18 protein-coding genes and 1 pseudogene are annotated in these 18,379 nt (G+C 37.9%); 5 read left to right on the plus strand and 14 right to left on the minus strand.

Annotated elements, in window-relative coordinates; genetic code table 11:
• Positions 1–52: 52 nt before the first annotated feature.
• Entirely contained in the window at positions 53–262 is a 210-nt protein-coding gene (locus BUA72_RS17670) for a hypothetical protein (RefSeq protein WP_034724485.1), read from the plus strand.
• Positions 263–301: 39 nt separating this feature from the next.
• On the opposite strand, the gene lepA is transcribed toward BUA72_RS17670, so the two are convergent.
• From lepA to BUA72_RS17695, 5 genes are all read right to left on the minus strand, one after another.
• Positions 302–2,098 carry a translation elongation factor 4 gene (gene lepA, locus BUA72_RS17675; RefSeq protein WP_047455899.1) on the minus strand — a complete coding sequence of 599 codons (1,797 nt, stop codon included), beginning with the start codon at positions 2,096–2,098 and terminating at the stop codon, positions 302–304.
• Between the two features lie 71 nt (positions 2,099–2,169).
• A complete protein-coding gene (locus tag BUA72_RS17680; protein WP_175548915.1) occupies positions 2,170–3,114 on the minus strand; it encodes a hypothetical protein in 945 nt (314 codons plus the stop codon).
• Positions 3,115–3,272: 158 nt separating this feature from the next.
• Positions 3,273–3,794 (minus strand): hypothetical protein, encoded by a 522-nt coding sequence (locus BUA72_RS17685; RefSeq protein WP_034724478.1) that lies wholly within the window; start codon positions 3,792–3,794, stop codon positions 3,273–3,275.
• Positions 3,795–3,799: 5 nt separating this feature from the next.
• Positions 3,800–4,333 carry a hypothetical protein gene (locus BUA72_RS17690; protein WP_072924327.1) on the minus strand — a complete coding sequence of 178 codons (534 nt, stop codon included), beginning with the start codon at positions 4,331–4,333 and terminating at the stop codon, positions 3,800–3,802.
• Positions 4,334–4,352: 19 nt separating this feature from the next.
• On the minus strand, positions 4,353–4,904 hold the full coding sequence (locus BUA72_RS17695; RefSeq protein WP_034724476.1) for an RNA polymerase sigma factor: 552 nt from the start codon (positions 4,902–4,904) through the stop codon (positions 4,353–4,355).
• A gap of 189 nt (positions 4,905–5,093) precedes the next feature.
• Here BUA72_RS17695 and BUA72_RS17700 point away from each other — a divergent pair, with 189 nt between their 5' ends.
• From BUA72_RS17700 to BUA72_RS17715, 4 genes are all read left to right on the plus strand, one after another.
• Positions 5,094–5,843: a Rossmann-like and DUF2520 domain-containing protein gene (locus BUA72_RS17700; RefSeq protein WP_072924328.1), complete on the plus strand. Its 750-nt coding sequence runs from the start codon at positions 5,094–5,096 to the stop codon at positions 5,841–5,843.
• Entirely contained in the window at positions 5,833–6,351 is a 519-nt protein-coding gene (locus BUA72_RS17705) for a KdsC family phosphatase (protein WP_072924330.1), read from the plus strand. Before BUA72_RS17700 ends, BUA72_RS17705 begins: the two co-directional genes overlap by 11 nt.
• A gap of 9 nt (positions 6,352–6,360) precedes the next feature.
• The gene (locus BUA72_RS17710) at positions 6,361–6,915 is read left to right on the plus strand and encodes a Maf family protein (protein WP_047455893.1); all 555 of its coding nucleotides are present in this window, start codon (positions 6,361–6,363) and stop codon (positions 6,913–6,915) included.
• An 85-nt stretch (positions 6,916–7,000) separates the two neighbouring features.
• Entirely contained in the window at positions 7,001–9,565 is a 2,565-nt protein-coding gene (locus BUA72_RS17715; protein WP_139259642.1) for a type IX secretion system periplasmic lipoprotein PorW/SprE, read from the plus strand.
• Positions 9,566–9,768: 203 nt separating this feature from the next.
• Here BUA72_RS17715 and tsaB read toward each other — a convergent pair whose 3' ends face one another.
• The 9 genes and pseudogenes from tsaB to rpiB all read right to left on the minus strand — a co-directional run bounded on the left by tsaB (position 9,769) and on the right by rpiB (position 17,866).
• Positions 9,769–10,449 carry a tRNA (adenosine(37)-N6)-threonylcarbamoyltransferase complex dimerization subunit type 1 TsaB gene (gene tsaB / locus BUA72_RS17720; protein ID WP_072924331.1) on the minus strand — a complete coding sequence of 227 codons (681 nt, stop codon included), beginning with the start codon at positions 10,447–10,449 and terminating at the stop codon, positions 9,769–9,771.
• A gap of 66 nt (positions 10,450–10,515) precedes the next feature.
• Positions 10,516–10,956, minus strand: a complete 441-nt coding sequence (locus BUA72_RS17725) for a nuclear transport factor 2 family protein (protein ID WP_072924333.1) — start codon at positions 10,954–10,956, stop codon at positions 10,516–10,518.
• 1 nt (position 10,957) lies between these two features.
• Positions 10,958–11,707, minus strand: coding sequence for an SDR family NAD(P)-dependent oxidoreductase (locus BUA72_RS17730; protein ID WP_072924334.1), 750 nt, complete (start codon positions 11,705–11,707; stop codon positions 10,958–10,960).
• A 129-nt stretch (positions 11,708–11,836) separates the two neighbouring features.
• Positions 11,837–12,208, minus strand: coding sequence for a YraN family protein (locus BUA72_RS17735; RefSeq protein WP_072924336.1), 372 nt, complete (start codon positions 12,206–12,208; stop codon positions 11,837–11,839).
• A 51-nt stretch (positions 12,209–12,259) separates the two neighbouring features.
• Complete coding sequence (locus BUA72_RS17740) at positions 12,260–13,189, minus strand: S66 peptidase family protein (protein WP_072924337.1); 930 nt, start codon at positions 13,187–13,189, stop codon at positions 12,260–12,262.
• Positions 13,186–13,884: a LysE family translocator gene (locus tag BUA72_RS17745; protein ID WP_034724462.1), complete on the minus strand. Its 699-nt coding sequence runs from the start codon at positions 13,882–13,884 to the stop codon at positions 13,186–13,188. Before BUA72_RS17745 ends, BUA72_RS17740 begins: the two co-directional genes overlap by 4 nt.
• Positions 13,885–13,951: 67 nt before the next feature.
• Positions 13,952–16,105 carry a ribonuclease R gene (gene rnr, locus BUA72_RS17750; RefSeq protein WP_072924339.1) on the minus strand — a complete coding sequence of 718 codons (2,154 nt, stop codon included), beginning with the start codon at positions 16,103–16,105 and terminating at the stop codon, positions 13,952–13,954.
• A gap of 622 nt (positions 16,106–16,727) precedes the next feature.
• Positions 16,728–17,183, minus strand: a pseudogene (locus BUA72_RS24680) (thrombospondin type 3 repeat-containing protein); the annotation flags it as partial.
• A gap of 248 nt (positions 17,184–17,431) precedes the next feature.
• Positions 17,432–17,866, minus strand: a complete 435-nt coding sequence (rpiB, locus tag BUA72_RS17760; protein WP_034724458.1) for a ribose 5-phosphate isomerase B — start codon at positions 17,864–17,866, stop codon at positions 17,432–17,434.
• Positions 17,867–18,379: the final 513 nt, after the last annotated feature.

The following is an 18,379-nucleotide window of genomic DNA, read 5'->3' on the forward strand; positions in this document are numbered from 1 at the left end:
TTTAAGGCAGATATGCTCAACTTTGGTATAGAAAATAAAAATTTATACCATCATGAAAACATTATTAAGAGCCTTTATCGTGGTCATTATTATCATAGGAGGAGTTTTGATCATCGTTGTGGGGAAAAAGCCTTTCCCGGAACCTGAATGTCTCGTATGCGGGATCAATCTTATCAGAACATTAGGCATTGCCGAAGTGATTCTTGGCCTCGGTGCATTGGTGATACAAGCCAATCTCACGGAGAAACAACGAACTTTTTAAAAAATAAAAGACCGGTAAAAATTACCGGTCTTTTTTATATTAATCATTTAGTTTTAATACAGCCATGAACGCTGATTGCGGTACTTCTACTCTACCAATCTGCTTCATTTTCTTTTTACCTTCTTTCTGCTTTTCAAGAAGTTTACGTTTTCTGGAGATATCTCCACCGTAACATTTTGCGGTAACGTCTTTTCTTAAGGCTTTGATGGTTTCTCTGGCGATCACTTTCGCTCCCAACGCTGCCTGAACTGCAATATCAAACTGCTGTCTCGGGATCAGTTCACGAAGTTTCTCACACATCTTTTTACCGATATAGTAAGCATTACTGTCGTGAATCAGTGAAGAAAGGGCATCTACCATATCTCCGTTGATCAGGATATCCATTTTAACCAATTTAGAAGAACGCATTCCTATCGGAGAATAATCGAATGACGCATATCCTTTAGAAATAGATTTCAGACGGTCATAAAAGTCGAAAACAACTTCTGCCAAAGGCATATTGAATGTCAATTCTACTCTGTCTGCCGTTAAATAGCTCTGGTTAACAATCTCTCCTCTTTTTTCAATACAAAGGGTCATTACAGCACCTACGAAGTCAGATTTAGTAATGATGGAAGCTTTTATATAAGGTTCTTCAACCCTATCCAAAAGATTGGGATCAATCATTTCTGACGGGTTGTTGATCAAAATTGCAACTTCAGGTTCTTTTTTAGAGTATCCATGGTATGAAACGTTGGGAACCGTAGTAATTACGTTCATATCAAATTCTCTTTCAAGACGTTCCTGTACGATTTCCATGTGAAGCATTCCCAAGAATCCGCAACGGAAACCAAAACCAAGTGCTGCAGAACTTTCCGGTTCGAAAACCAGAGAAGCGTCATTCAGTCTTAATTTTTCCAGTGAGAATCTCAGTTCTTCAAAATCTTCGGATTCAATAGGATAAATTCCGGCAAAAACCATTGGTTTTACTTCTTCAAACCCATCGATGGCAGCATCGGCAGGATTCACAAAAGAGGTAATGGTATCTCCTACTTTTACTTCTCTTGCATCTTTAATCCCAGAAATAATATAGCCTACATCACCACATTCAATAGTTTTCTTCGGTACTTGCTTTAGTTTCAAAGTTCCTACTTCATCGGCACCATATTCTTTTCCTGTAGCGAAAAATTTAATTTTCTCGTTTTTAGAAATGCTACCGTTTACGACTTTGAAATACGCTTCAATCCCTCTGAAAGGGTTATAAACAGAGTCAAAGATCAATGCCTGTAGCGGAGCTTTCGGGTCTCCAACCGGCGCAGGAATTCTGTTGACAATCTGCTCAAGCAAATCGTGAACTCCCTCACCTGTTTTTCCTGAAACTCTAAGAACATCTTCATATTTACATCCTAAAAGTCCCATAATTTCGTCGGTAACTTCTTCAGGGTTTGCAGATGGAAGATCTATTTTATTCAGAATCGGAATAATTTCCAAATCGTTTTCTAATGCCAGATAAAGGTTACTGATGGTCTGCGCCTGGATACTCTGTGCTGCATCTACAATAAGCAATGCACCTTCACAGGCAGCGATAGAACGGGAAACTTCATAAGAAAAGTCTACGTGTCCCGGGGTATCAATAAGGTTTAAGATATATTTTTCTCCTTTATACTCATAATCCATCTGGATCGCGTGAGACTTGATGGTGATCCCACGTTCTTTCTCCAAATCCATATCATCCAGGGTCTGAGACTGCAGTTCTCTCTGAGTAACTGTATTGGTATACTCCAAAAGACGGTCTGCCAAAGTACTTTTACCGTGGTCAATATGAGCGATTATGCAAAAATTTCGTATGTTTTTCATTTAAGAACGTTGTAATTTGCAAAGATAAAAAAAAGAGAGACATTTCCTCTCTTTAATTTTCAGGGTACAATTTATTTTTCAAAGACGTAAGCGCCTGTTAAAGAGTCTATATAAACATGGGATAAAGTCGTGTTCGCATTTCTATCCGTTTTTGATCCGGAATCAATTGCTGCTCCAATTAGCCCGCCTACGATTCCTCCTGTCATAGCTCCAATCATAGCCCCTGTATTGCTGTTTTTCGGATACAGTTCAAGTCTGGAAGAAACAATATAATATCCCTTATCATCTTTATTTATTTCTAAAAAGCCAACAGGTGTGGACCGGTATGCTTTCCCATCTTCAACATATCCGTACATTTCTTCAGTTAAAACAAGAAGATCATTCTGATCTTTCACCCCGATTACTTTCCCTTTTTTATTCTTTCCTATGTAATATTCTTTTTGGGGTTTTTGCTCAGAAAAAGATTTGAAATCTTTATACACTCCATTCACAAGTTCAGGAGACGTAATAAATTTCATGTTTTTCTCCAGTATAGTTTCATAATCCTTGAGTTCAGCTTCCAGAACAGGTGTACTTAAAACAGTATGGGAATAGGATTCATTAATGAAAGAAGACAGGATATCTGAAATAGATGAAGAAATTTCTCTGGGGATATTGGGTGTAAGTTTCGAATTAAAACTTAATGTATTGTCATACCTGTTGATAAAGAAATATTTACCGCTTCTATTGATGAAACTGCTGATTTTAATTTTTACTTTTGCCAGTCCGGTATTTTGAAAGCTACTGATCTTCACTTCTTCTAAAAGCATGGTGATATCATTATTTCCTTTTACTTTATTATCACCGGCAAACCAGGTTTCCACATGATTTTTTAAATCTTCATTACTGAATTTCATTTGAACCTGTTCTCCTTTATAGACAAGGGTTCCCAAATCTTTATCTGCTCTGGTATCAATTAAGCTGAGAGATTTTGTGCGTGAGTTTTTGTCTTTGATATTTTTATCAAGCTTAATCATTTCAGTTTTTTGAGCTGATAACACAACTGAAAACATTAAAAACAATAGTATTTTCTTCATAATTGAATTTGCCACAAAACTAAGAATTCCTTTTAAAACTAAACGGCTCTCACAAACAATTGTCTGTAAGAGCCGTCCAACATTAAAAAAATAAACTATTATGGGTTCTGTTTGGGCCTTGCCGTATTGTCGTGCCCGCTGTGAGGTTTTCTTTCATTCATTTTATCTCTCATCATCCCTTCAGTCTGGAATAGTTTCAATACTTTTTGGCAAGGAATCACCTGCTGCATTTTATCAGCATATCTTTTTCTGTTATCCAGTAACTTCTGCCCCACTTCAAAACTCTGCTGAAGTTTTGCTTTGGCTTCATCATCCGATAAAGTTTCGGGATTGAAATTAGGATTAAACTGTCCTTTTATCTGTTTCTGATTCTCAAGATACTCATTATACAGCTGAGTAAATTCTGTTTTATCGCTGGCATCAATCTCCAGATTTTCCAGCACCATATTATTTCTAAACCTCTTGAGCAGCTCTTTTCTTTCTTCCGGAGAAAGATTGTTTATTACCTCCTTTCTTTGCTTAGGATCCATCTTTTTCCAGTCATAATCTGTAGTCTGTGCATTTTGTGCATTCAGACCAAAACCATACATAATAAAAAGTGTAAATAATATCTTTTTCATCTTTCTTAATTATATAGATCTAAATAAACGTCCTGTGTAGAATTGCTTGCCAGTTCTGAAATTTCAGAATTGGAAAACGAATCCAGGTATTCATTCATTTTAGTTTCTTCTTTTTTAGCGGTAGCTTTTACAGGCTGAGCCGTCCTTACATTGTCAGCTCCTTCTTTTGCTGTATAAGACACCGTTTGAGTTCCCTGATTGCTAACTGTTTGATTATTATTTTCAACAGAAGTTAAATCTGCCTCCAGCGTTTCATAAGCACGCTCGCCTTCTGTTTTAGGCGCCTGTTTGTTTACTGCATATGCATTTGATTTCAACACATCTTTCGCCGGATCGTTGTCAGAATTAAAAACATACGTTGCCCCGAATATCAAAGCCAGTGATGCCGCTGCGGCATACATCCAGTTTAGTTTAAAAACCGGTGCTTTCTTATTCGCTTTCACTTCGTTCATTACACTGTTCTGGATATTTTGAAACAAATCATCCGGAACTTTGTAAATATTCTTGCGTTCTAGTTTTTCTATGTCGAACTCTTTCATCTTGGTTTGGGTCAAAAAATTATCTCTCGTAATTTTCTTTAATAAATTCTTCTATTTTCTGTTTAGCATAATGATAATTCGTTTTTAACGTCCCTACAGACATATCTACAATTTTAGATATTTCTTCATAGGGCAAATCATCATAATACCGCATCATAAATACCAGCTTCTGCTTTTCGGGCAGGCTTTGTATAGCGTTCTGGAGGAGCAGCTGTATTTCTTCGGCATCTCCTTCCGTATTGTCGGCCACCAGATTCTGCATATAGTACTCCGGATCTTCATCCGTTTTCTGCATTTTCTTCATTTTATTGACCTGCTGTAATGCCTCGTTGGTGGCAATCCTGTACAACCAGGTATACAGCTGGCTGTCATTTTTGAACTGGTGAAAATTCTGATAGGCTTTAATAAAAGTCTCCTGCAGCGTATCCTGAGCCAGGTCACCATCCACAATAATCCTTCTGATATGCCAGTACAATCTGCTTTGATAAGCATCCATCAAGGCACGGACACCTTTTTCCTGGGTCCGTGGATTCTGCATCAACGAAATAATTTCCGCGTCCTTAATCTTCATAAGATGCTTTCACTGTTTTGGATTACAAAAATAGCCGAAAGTTAAATTACTTATTCAATTTTCAGTCCAAATATTTAAAATAATATCAGATCGTTACGTTCTGAGCATTAGGCAACGGGGAATAAGGAGATTGATGATAAACTTACCATGCCCTGCATTCATCTTCCTTTAAAATCTTATCTTTGTTAGATGCAAATTGTAATCATAGGTTCCGGAAATGTGGCCTACCACATGGCAAAAGCTTTCAGTCTGAAAAAAATTCCATTGCTGCAGATTTTTGGCAGGAATGGGGAAGAACTGAAGAAAATCTCTGAAGAACTGGATGTCCCATATTCTACGGAACATCTGGAGAATGCAGATCTGTACATCATCTGCGTGAGCGACAATTCCGTGGAGAATGTTTCTAAGATCATCACTAAAAAAGACGCTTTGGTCGCCCATACTTCAGGATCTCTCCCTAAAGAAATACTGGCAGGGGAGTACAGAAAATCAAGCTTTTATCCTTTGCAGACTTTTTCAAAATCCAAAGAACTGGAATATGAAAAGATTCCCTTTTTCATTGAAACAGAAAACGAAGAGGATAAGCAGATTCTTTTTGACCTTGCTTCTCAGATTTCAGAAAATGTAATGGAAAGCAGTCATGAAAAGAGGAAATACATTCATCTTACCGCTGTTTTAGCCTGTAATTTTGTGAATCATCTTTTCGCAAGAGCAAAAGAGGTTTCGGATTCGCAGGATATTCCTTTTGACTATTTTCTTCCGCTTATCGATGAGACGGTTAAAAAGATCCATGAAATTGATCCCAAAGCAGCCCAGACCGGACCCGCTGTACGAAACGATGTAAGAGTACTGGAATTACATGAGCAGTTACTAAAAGGCGAGAGTCTTGAAATTTATAAGACAATGAATCATTCTATTCAGAAAATGTATGAGTTATAAAGAAAAATTAAAAGATATTAAGGCGTTTGTATTTGATGTAGACGGAGTTTTTACCGACGGAAGCGTCTATCTGATGCCTGGTGGAAATATGTGCAGGGTAATGAATGTTCTGGACGGATACGCAGTCGTTAAGGCATTAAAAAACAATTATTTAATAGGTGTAATTACAGGAGGAAATGATGATATGGTAAAACACAGAATCAATTATCTCGGAATAGACGACTACTATCCAAAATCGCACAACAAGATGGCTGATTTTGAAGATTTTAAAAAGAAATACAATCTTAAAAACGAAGAGATCCTTACGATGGGAGACGATCTTCCTGATATCCACATCATGGAAAATTCTGCGATTGCTGCATGTCCTGAAAATGCGGTTCCCGAAGTCAAAGGAATATCTGACTATATTTCCACGAAAAAGGGGGGAAGTGGCGCTGTACGAGACGTAATAGAGCAGGTAATGAAGGTTCAGGGAAACTGGCATGACGATAACACCCAATCTGTTTAAACCCGCACTATGAAATTACTTTTAGCATCCCAGTCACCGAGAAGAAAAGAACTGCTTTCAAGCCTTGGATTTGATTTCGAAGTGGTGAAAATAGACTGTGAAGAAATTCTTCCTGACTATATTGAAATAGGAGAGGCAGCAGCCTATCTGTCTGAATTAAAAGCAAAAGCATTCCGGAGTTTAACCGGTGATGAAGTTTTACTGACCGCTGATACCGTCGTTGCCGCGGAAGGACAGATTCTCGGAAAACCGAAAGATGAAGATGATGCCAGACAGATGCTTCGTATGCTTTCCGGAAAAACACACCAGGTGTACACGGGAATTACCATAAAATCTGTAGACAAAACATTTACAGAAACCGATGTGGCTGATGTAGAACTTGATGAAATGACAGATGAGGAGATCAATTATTACGTTCAGAATTATAAACCTTTCGATAAAGCAGGCAGTTATGGCATCCAGGAATGGCTGGGAATGGCAAAAATAACGAGGCTGAACGGAAGCTTTTATACCATTATGGGACTTCCTACCCATTTGGTTTACAAAATTTTGAATGAAATATAAATATTATTCATTATAAAATTTTATTATTTTTACAAAATCACCAGCTGCTTATAATAAAAAGCAGATAAGAGAGTTATATTGAATAATGAAAAAGAATATTTTATTCCTTTTGATCATGTGTATCGTTGCTTCCTGTGCTACCAAGACCAAAAAGCCGGAGCAGCGTTCAAAATTCATGAAAGGATTTAACACATATTATAATACCCTTTTTAATGCTAAAGACGCATTGAACAGCGAATTTACGAGCAGAGACAAGGGGCACAAGGACAATTTCTATGCGCCTTATATTCCCATCCTGACCTTTGAAGACCAACCTTTGGGAAGTGATTTGGGGCAGTCTGCCGCCTTTGCTGAAAACTCCATGAAAATGGCAGAAGTGAACAGACCTTCTTCTGACAGAGGACTTCCGGGAATGCCACCAGGAATGCCGGGAGCCCAGACAACCACGCCCGGTAAGCCCGATGACCTTCAGAATAAGGGAGCTACCACTTTAGAAATTGCTGAAGCAAAGGCCCAAAAAGCCATCAACAAATACTCCGTGATCAGAAGCGGGGAAGAAAAGAATAAAAAAATCTTTGACGCTTATATGATTCTTGTACAATCAAGAATTTACCAGAATAAAGCCGTACAGGCCCTGGATGCCCTAAACTATGTCTTCACGCATATGAAGGATGATAAAAGGCTTCCTTTGGCGAGAATTTACCAGGGTGTAGCGTATGCAAAAATCAAAGATTATCACAGAGCGAACGAGACTTTTGCCAAACTGAAAGGGGAGGATATCAATAAAACTTATGCCAAACTGATGAGCATCTATTATTCTGAAGCTCTTCTGGATGCAGGAAAAACAGAGGAAGCCGCTGTTGAATTAGACAGGGCTTTTGAACTGAACTCAAGCAGAAAATTAAAAAGCAGAATAGCCTATCTGAGAGGACAGGTTTCTGAAAATTTAGGGCAGAATGACAAAGCACGTGAAAGCTTCACTCAGGCTTATAAATATGCCAACGATTTTGAATTTGAAGTAAAATCCCAGATTGCTATCGCCAAGACTTTCAATGGAAAAGGCGATTATAACGGCGCTAAAAACTATCTTGAAGGCATCAGCAAAAAAGGGACTTACGGTTCCAGAAAGAATGAATTTTACTATGCTTTAGGCTTAATGGCCAACAAGGCGGGCAAAAAAGATGAAGCGCAGCAGTTCTTCAAAAAATCTTTATTTGAAAAGGTTTCCGATCCACAGGTAAGAGGTCTTACATACTATGAAATAGGGAAAAGTTACCTTGAAAAGAATGACTATATCGGAGCCGGAACGTACTATGATTCAGCTCTTACGGTGATGACTTATGAGCCTTCCCGAATCCTTTTAAAAGATCAATCCGAATACATCAAGAAGATCTCCAAAAACTATTATCTGATCAAGAAGAATGACAGTATTCTTTCTTTAGCAAAGATGAGCGATGCCCAAAAATCAGATTTTTTTACCAAATATATTGCTAAACTTAAAGCTAAAGAGGAAAAAGAAGAGCAGGAGAGAAGACGTGCTGAAAGAAGCAAAGGCTTTGACGGCGGAGACTACAGTGCCAACTCGATATTTGCCAACAATGCCAATTCTTTTGAGGATTTCGGAGTAACTACTAAAGGATTTTATTTCAGTAATACCGGGACAATAAGCAAAGGAACCTCTTCATTTAAGCAGGTTTGGGGAGAGAGAGCACTGGCTGATAACTGGCGTTATTCTAAGAAAATGGCCTCTATTGAAGACATGAAAAATGATGCGCTTGGGGTAACATCGGCACCTAATCCGAGACGTTTTGAAACCACCTATTATATTGAGCAAATCCCTACAGATCAGGAAAAATTGGGTCAATTAAAGAAGGACAGAGATACTGCTTCTCTAGGCCTGGGTGTGATGTACCAGAATTATTTCACCAACACGCCTTTAGCCACAAAGACTTTATATGATCTTGTGGATGTAAAACCTGAAGAAAAAGTAATGCTTCAGGCCCTTTACGAGATCTTCTCTATGAATTATCTGAAGAACCCGCAGGCTTCTGAAAGAGCAAAACAGATTCTCTTGAATGATTATCCTTATACATCTTACGCAGAATTTGCCAGAAACCCTAAAAATGTTTCATTCGTAAAATCTTCGGAAGAGGTTGAAAATGAATACAAAAAGGCCTATGCACTTTATGAATCCGAGAAATTTGGAGAAAGTAAAGATGTCATAGAACAGACAATACAGAAATTTCCAAAAGATGCCCTTATTCCAAAGTTTCATCTTCTGAATGCTTTCAATTCAGGAAAAACAAGTGGAAAAGAGGTCATGATTCTGCAGTTGGAACAGATTGCACTCAATTATGCTAAAACTCCGGAAGGGATAAAAGCCAAGGAAATGCTGAACTATCTGAAAAGTGAACTGTCATTCCAGGCCACCGATAACAAAGGAAATGCACTTCCTCAGCAGCCGGGTACATCACAACAGCCAGTCCAGAATCAGAATATTCCTCAGAATCCTGATAACACCTTAATGATGCAGCCGTCTATACAAGGTCTTGAATCTGAGAAATCCGGAAAGACGAAACCGAAGAAACAAAAAGATCAGAAGGAGCAGAAAGAAAAAGTACCGAATGACATTCCGGCAATGCCTAAATAGGGCGGAAAGTTTGAGGGTCGGAGAGTTTTGGGGTGTGATGAGTTATAAATGATGAGTTATGAGTTCTGTAATGTGGATCTTGAAGTTGAAAACTTTTCACCATTGACTTGCGAAGCAAAATTGACCATTGACCATTCTCAATCTTAGCCTAAGCCTAAAAATCTGACATCTAAAAAAACTATTACAATAAAAAAAGCGAAGATCTAATCTTCGCTTTTCTTTTTCTTTACCCCGTGGAAATCTTTGAGATAGAAAGGTTCAAAGTAGGCTATATCTTCAAATTCCTTGGTCTCTATTTTCTCCAGGGTCTTTTTTATCAGGTATTGTGCAGAAGGGTAGATATCGTCCCTGAATTCCGCATCGGGAAGATTCAGAATATCTTTGGCTTTCGCTGCACCGTCACCTACAAAAATGACTTTTTTATCTTTAAATTCTTCAAAAGAAGTTTCATCTAAAATCTTCGCTTCGGTTGCAGACAGTTCTTTTCCCGTTTCACCGTCATAAACGGCTGTATAAACCTCCATTCTCCTTGCATCGATCAATGGCACTACATAATCATAGTTCCCGCCTAAAAAAGGCTCTATCATGCTTTCTAAAGAATTCACCGCGGTAAGTGGTATTTTCAGTCCATAGCAGAATCCTTTTGCAGACGATGCCCCAATCCTTAATCCGGTATAGGAACCCGGTCCTTTACCCAATGATACTGCCTCAATATCCTTTATGGTGAGGCCTGCGCCTTCCAGTGCCCATTCTACATACGTGTGAAGGCTTTCAGACTGTTTATAGTTGTCGGAAACTTCTTCGCACAGACATAAGAGTTTTTCATCGTCTGAAATAGCTACAGAACAGTTTTTGGAAGAGGTTTCCAGATATAGAATTTTCATCTCTTTAATTTTAAGCTAGGTAGCAAAATCACAAAAAAAGCGAAATTGCTTCAAATTCGTGCAAATTTATGGCTTTATTTCGACACTCTGCCGGCTCCATAGTTTCCATGCAGCATTCTTTTTTATCCAGATCTCCAGCAGAGCCAGTTTCATTTCAAAATTCTGGCTTTTATAGGTTCCTGAAACTCTAATTTTTCTTCTGATGCTTGCTGTATTTTTATACTTTTTGATCTCGGAAAGTTCTGTCTGCCGAATCTCTTTGTACATCACTTTTTTTGATGAAAAATCTTTTTTGAAATCTTCAAAGTTCTGTATCCAGCCGTTGGAATGACCAAAAGATACATCCGGCATCAAAACATCAACGATCTTCTCATCATTATTCTGTAAATAGCTATCAAGAAGTCTAATACTTTCAAATAGCTTTTCATCTCTTTGAGAAGTGCCTGTATGTTGACCACTCCAAAGAGCAAATGAAAAAAGCAGGATAACAAAGAATCTACTTTTCACCTTATTTTCTGTAAATCGTTCTCGGCTCACTTTGAGCACTCGGATAAATGGTCATATCAGAAACCATAACGTGCTTAGGAGCATTGACACAATAAGCGATAGCATCAGCAATATCTTCCGCTTTCAAGGCTTCATAACCTGCATATACAGTTGCCGCCTTTTCACTGTCTCCTTTGAACCTTATCAGAGAGAAATCTGTTTCCACAGCACCCGGCTGAATATTGGTCACCTTGATTCCAAATTCGGTCAGTTCCAGACGCATTCCATCAGAAATTACGTCAACTGCTTTTTTAGTTGCACAATACACGGTTCCGTTAGCATAAGTTTGTCTTGCCGCCACTGAACTAATGTTTACAATATGCCCTGAATTACGGTCTTTCATAGAAGGGATGATGGTTTTGGAAACGTATAAAAGGCCCTTTACATTCCCATCGATCATAGAATCCCAATCATCTGTCTTTCCGGCAGAAAGAGGATCCAAACCGTGCGCATTCCCTGCGTTATTGATTAAAACGTCAATATCTTTCCATTCGTCGGGAAGAGAATTCATTGCTTTTTCAACTTCTTCCAGATTTCTCACATCAAATATTAAACTAAATATTTCGGTATATTGAGAAAGTTCAGCTTTTAAAGATTCTAAGACCTCCTGTCTTCTTCCACAGATAATGATTCTGTTTCCCTGTCTGGCAAGAAGCTCCGCAGTAGATTTTCCTATTCCGGAAGTAGCTCCGGTGATGAGTATTGTTTTCATAATTTCTTATTTAATGTAACAATGTATCTTTTTATTAATGTAACAATGTAACAGTCTACCAATGTAACAATAACAGATCGTGTATTTCAATATTGTTACACTGGTACATTATCAAATTGGTACATTATTTCAGTTGGCATCAAATGCTTCAAAAGCATCGGTTATATGTTCAATTGTAAGTTTCTTTTTTTCGTCCGGAAGGACAGAAATAATATCAAACCTCACTTCATTGTTTCTCTTAAACTCTTCAAGATAATGATTGGCTGCAGTAACAATAGATTTAATTTTTGTTTTGGTAACGGCTTCCTGAGGCAGCATAAAAGCATCTGTAGAACGTGCTTTTACTTCTATGATAATAATGAGATCCTCTTTCTCAGCAATGATATCGATCTCAGCTTTCTGAAACCTGAAATTCCTCGTAAGAACTTTATAGCCGTTCTTCTGCAGATATTCAGCTGCAAGATCTTCTGCTATTTTACCGAAATCATTATGAGTTGCCATCTTTCAAGTTTGAGGGTTTGAGGGTAGAAGCGTTATTGATACTGGTATTTCTTAAAACTTAATCTTAACCTTATCTCCAATCTTCATCGTAACTTTTCCACCAATAATCAAAGGTCTGTTGTCCTTAATATGTCCATTCGGGAATCCGAAAGCGGTAGGGAATTTATACTTTGAAATTCTGTCTGAAATCAGTTGATAGGCAAATTCATCGAAGCTTTCTTCATAGCTTTTATTCTCTTTTTCATCGCCCATATTGGTCATTCCTCCAATGATCAATCCCTTAATCTTTTTGAAAACACCGGCTAATTCCAGGCTCATGATCATTCGGTCAAGGGCATAAAAGTTTTCGCCAATATCTTCAATGAATAAAATTTTATCTTTGAAATCAAAAGAATAAGGGGTTCCCAGAAGGGCGTAAATCAGGGCTAAATTGCCTCCAACCAATTCACCTTCAATATTCCCAGGTTTATTAAATTGATGTGCTTTTAAAGCATATTTAGGGCTTTTCCCTTTTAAAATATCAAAGATCAGATCATAGCCTTCATCTGTCACTCCAAAACTGGATGTTTTAATGGTCTGTCCGTGAATGGAAGCAAAACCTTTCTTTAATAAATAGCTTTGAATAACAGTATTATCTGAATAGCCAATATACCACTTCGGGTTGTCTGTAAAGTTTTTAAGCTTTAACTGCTGAACAAGATGCTGACATCCATAACCGCCTCTTGAAGCCCAGATTGCTGAAATTTCTTTATCGTTTAAAGCCCAGTTGATATCTGTTAACCTTTCCTTTTCCGTTCCTGCGTAATTGTATCCGTTTGAAAATTTAGTGTAAAGATGTTCACCCAATACAGGTTCAAAACCTCTGCTTTTTATCATTTCTATTCCCTTTTCAAGTTGGGAAATATCTACAGCTCCGGCAGGGGAGATCACGGCTATTTTAGCCCCTTTTTTAAGGGCTTTTGGAAAGATTATTTTTTTCATTCTGTCTTTTGTCCTGTTTTTTGGTATTTGATTTCTTTTTTCTCAGCTTCTTCTAAACGTCTGTCGAACTGATTGAATTTCTTAAAGCTCTGCAGAAAGATAAAGAAACTGAAAACAATAAGAATCCCGCCCACGATCCTTCTGATCTGGTTGGCGAGTTTCTGGGTAAGTTTATCGTGAAATTGTTTTGCTAAGAATATTTTGGCCAGGTCAATGCACAGATAAGTGGCAATGACGATACCAACGTAGAGAATAAAACTGCTGGTATCAGGGTACTGATTTCTTACGGAAATGACCGTAACCAGCCAGAAGAGAATCACTCCTACATTTAAAAGATTAAAGAAAAAACCATTGAAAAACGTTTTAAAATAGTTTTGGCCAATGATTTTTTCTTCACCGGGCATGTGCATTTTGGTCTTGGTGACCATCATCACGATGCCGTATACAAAAATAAGTATAGAAGTAATCCTGTAAAAACCGGGATGTTTATCTATTAATGTGACGATATCCGCACTTGCATAATAAGCAGCAACGATGCATAATATATCTGCCGTAATAACTCCGAGATCGAGTGCCAGAGCGTGTCTCGGTCCTCTGGAGAAGCTGGTTTCAATTAAAAGGAAAAAAATAGGTCCTATAAAAACCAGGCTCAGCATAAATCCTAAGACAACGGCAGAAAGTACGAGTTCAAACATTCAATAGTATTTTAAATGAAAAAAAAATTTCATCCCATTAAATACAAAGTTATACTTTATGATTTAATTAATCAACAATCTTAAAGTCTAACTGCTTTTGAATAAGGTTTGCTTTTACTACTTTGATCTGAACCTGGTCTCCCAACTGATGTTTTTTACCGGTTCTGTTTCCATAAACAGCATGGGTTTTCGCATCGTAAGAATAGGAATCATCTACAAGGTCTCTCAATTTGATTAACCCTTCCGCACCGTTTTCAGGGATTTCGACCCAGAAACCGAATTCCGCTACACCGGAAATAACGCCTGTAAATGTTTCTCCAAGATGTTTCTCCATAAACTTCACCTGCATGAACTTGATAGAATCTCTTTCCGCATCGGCAGCCAGTCTTTCCATAGAACTGCAATGTTTCGCTTTGTCCTCCAGCTCCTGCTTGCTTGGCGATTTACCTCCGTCAAGATAATGCTGTAAAAGACGGTGGGCCAAAAGGTCTGGATAACGACGGATAGGAGAGGTAAAGTGGCTGTAATACTCAAAACCTAAACCGTAGTGTCCGATAGGTTCTGTAGAATAGACCGCTTTGCTCATACTTCTCATGGCCAGCGTTTCGATCATATTTTCTTCTCCTTTTCCTTTCACATCGAAAAGAAGTTTATTCAGTGATTCTGCTACCTTTTTGGTATTGTCTAGGTTCATTTTATATCCGAAAGTAGAGACAAAATCTCTCAATGCTTCCAGTTTTGCCGGATTCGGATCATCATGGACTCTGTAGATAAAGGTATTATTGGTTACGCCTCCTTTAGTGTTCAGTGATACAAATTCGGACACTTTTTTATTGGCTAAAAGCATGAATTCTTCGATCAGGTGATTCGAATCCTTGCTTATTTTAAAGTATACTCCGATAGGCGAATTATTTTCATCCAGATTGAATCGTACTTCACTTCTGTCAAATGTAATCGCTCCGTTTCTTACACGTTCATCACGCATGATTTTCGCAAGTCTGTCCAGTGTATTGATTTCTTCTGCAAGATCTCCCTGGCCCGTTTCTATACGTTCCTGAGCTTCTTCATAGGTAAACCTTCTGTCTGAATGAATCACCGTTCTTCCAAACCATTGTTTCTGGATTTCTGCTTTATCATTCAACTGGAAAACCGCAGAGAATGTATATTTATCTTCATTCGGACGAAGTGAGCACACATCGTTACTCAAAACTTCCGGAAGCATCGGAACCACACGGTCTACAAGGTATACCGAAGTCGCTCTCTTGTAAGCTTCATCATCCAGCATTGTACCCGGAACTACATAATGGGAAACGTCTGCAATGTGCACCCCGATCTCCCAGTTTCCGTTTTCTAATTTTCTTATGGAAAGGGCATCATCAAAATCTTTTGCATCCTTAGGGTCAATGGTGAAGGTACAGATATCACGCATATCCCAACGCTTCGCAGCTTCTTCATCGGTGATTCTTCTGTCGATTTTATCAGCATCCAGCTCAACTTCCTGTGGGAATTCATACGGAAGACCGTATTCTGCAAGGATAGAGTGGATCTCGGTTTCATGCTCGCCCGGAGCACCCAATACCTGAGTGATTTCTCCCTGAGGATTTTTGTCGCCCGGTCTCCATTCTGTCATTTTTACTACTACTTTATCACCGTTTTCCGCGCCTCCGAATTTTGCTCTTGGAATAAAAATATCGGTATTGATCGTTTTTTTATCACACACTACAAAACCGAAGTCTTTGTGAGCGACCACCTGGAATGTTCCTACAAACTCAGTTCTTGTTCTTTCCAGAACTTCCAGTACGGAACCTTCCAGTTTTTTACCTTTAAAATGATACGTTACAATCAGAACTTTATCGCCCTGCAACGCATCTTTTACGTTTTTAGAATGGATAAAGACGTCATCTTCCATTCCTTCTACGCTCACATAGGCGTTTCCGGACTGGTTGAAATCGATCGTTCCGCTCAAAGTTCCCGCAATCTTCAGATTAACGATATACTTTCCTTTTTCCACTTCTTTTACCTTCTCAGAACCCTGAAGTTTGTGAAGGGCCTGGATTACCAGCTCTCTCTGACGTGGATTTTTATAATCTATTCCTTCTGCGATCTGCTTATAATTGTAGATCTTCGTGGAATTGGTATTCATGAAACGCAGGATCAGTCTTCCGATCTCTATGAGTTTCTGTTCGTTTTTATGGCTTATATATTTACCTTTTTTTGGCATTTTTAATGTTATTTAATTGTTGTTAATTGTAATAATCCGATTTTGAAATTTCTTTCACTTCAGCATTTTTGAATTCAAAATAATAGATGAGATCGCCCATCAGGACTTCTGCTTTATTATTTTTTTCCTCCATATTAAGAGATATCTGAATTAAATCACTTTCAAGGATCACTACTTCTTTGCTTTTTACTGTTTTTACAAAATTACCTTTAGCGTTAAAAACTGTTCTGTCATCTAGTTTAGATTTTGGAACACCTTTAAAATTGATATGTTCCGATAAATACTTGTACGCAAAATCTGGACTGCGCGGTACTGGAATAATAGTTTTCTCCGGGAAAATATTCGCCAACTTTTTGAAATTTCTGTCATCCCAAAATGCTTTGTACTTTAACCTGCTTACTAAATTGTCAGCTGAATAGTCAGTTCTATCCATTCCACACCCCGCTGAGAAAACATTCAAAACGGAGATGTACAGTATTTTATGCTTATAATATTTCTTTTCTATCTTTTTAAAAATCTGATCTGCCAGCGCATGATAATTATAATTCTTCGTTCGCGCTAAAAAATCTTCTTCTACTTTTTTTAATTCTTCCGCTGAGTAAAGATGTCTTATTAATGGAAGGCATCCATTCAATTCAACTTTTCCCGCTACCGTTGGGCATGCATCATCTTTGTCCCAAATACCATCACCATCCATATCCGTCCATGGGCAGCCATTATTTTCTACGGGTCCGTTTACTGTGGGGCATACATCATCTTTATCTATAGTACCGTCACCATCTGCATCCGGCCACGGACAACCTTTATTTTCCAAAGGTCCCGCCACTTCAAAACAATGATCATCTGTATCAGGAATACCATCACCGTCTGAATCCGGACATCCTTTAAATTCTGCCAATCCCTGCACGTTGGGACATTGATCAAGATAAAACATAACGCCATCGTTATCTTTATCAGACAGGCAGGTTCTCCGGCTGTTTTCCTTTCTGCATTTTTCAAAGGCATCTTTATCCGTTATTTCCTGGGCATGGAAACAACTTATAACAAAAAATAGTACAGCAGATGCTTTGATCTTCATTCAGTTTGAAATTTCTTTATTAGTCCTACAGCATCAATTTTCTTTCCAATTTTTTTCAATGGAAACTTTAGTTTGTATAAAATTACTACAAATATGGAGAAGAGGGGAGAAAAACCTTTGATTAATATCTTTTAAATATATAAGGTTCGGTATGGAAATAATAGAGGGGTAATTTCTATCAGCTGATGCAAATGTACAAAATAAAAAATAAATAAGGCCTGTAATTTGATTTACAGGCCTTTATATTTTTAGCAAACAGCAATTTTGTCAACTCTGTTTTGGTGTCTTCCACCTTCAAAGTCTGTGGATAGAAACTTCTCTGCAATTTCTATGGCCACTTCCTTAGAGATAAATCTCGCAGGCATTGAGATCATATTCGCATCATTATGCTGTCTGGCAAGCACTGCGATCTCCGGCATCCAGCAAAGCGCGCATCTTATCTTCTGATGTTTGTTGGCTGTAATCTGTACTCCGTTTCCGCTTCCGCAGATCAAAATTCCCAGTTCATTCTCTCCGTTTTCCACAGAGGTTGCAGCAGGGTGTACGAAGTCCGGATAATCCACACTGTCTGTGGAGAACGTTCCAAAATCCTGTACTTCAAATCGTTCTGAAAGAAAGTTCTTAACAATCTCCTTGTATTCATAGCCTGCATGGTCTGCAGCAATAGCTATTTTTCTTTTCATAATACCTGTATTAAGTCTTTTTAGATTTTATTTCAAGACAAAGGTAAGAATAATAACAAAGTCTGTTAGTTAATCGGGGGTAATTTGTTAAAAGGTCTGTGAATAACTGTGGAAAACTTTTCTCAACTTTCTATTTTTAAAGATGAATTTATTTCGTAATGGGAAATCTATTTCAAAATTTTAACCACAACTTTCAAATTCTTTTCTTCAGTTACTCCCGAGTTTTTCCATAATTAAATAACTAATAATGGATTTGTGGGAAAGTTATTCACATCTGTTAATAAGTGTGTGAAAAATCACATTTACAAGATATTACAATGTGAATTAAATATGAATTGAATAAAAATTATTTGTTACCAATTATTTTAGTAAAACTTATCCCCTAAACTAACAACACTCAACAACAACTACATTATTCTTTTCTTTAAAGAGAAAAAAATTGTTGATTAGTGGGTGATTGGGTTGGGGGAAAGTTTTCCAAAAGTTTTGTTTTTGGAGATCTGTTGAAAAAGT

Source organism: Chryseobacterium sp. OV279, assembly GCF_900128945.1.
GTDB lineage: Bacteria > Bacteroidota > Bacteroidia > Flavobacteriales > Weeksellaceae > Chryseobacterium.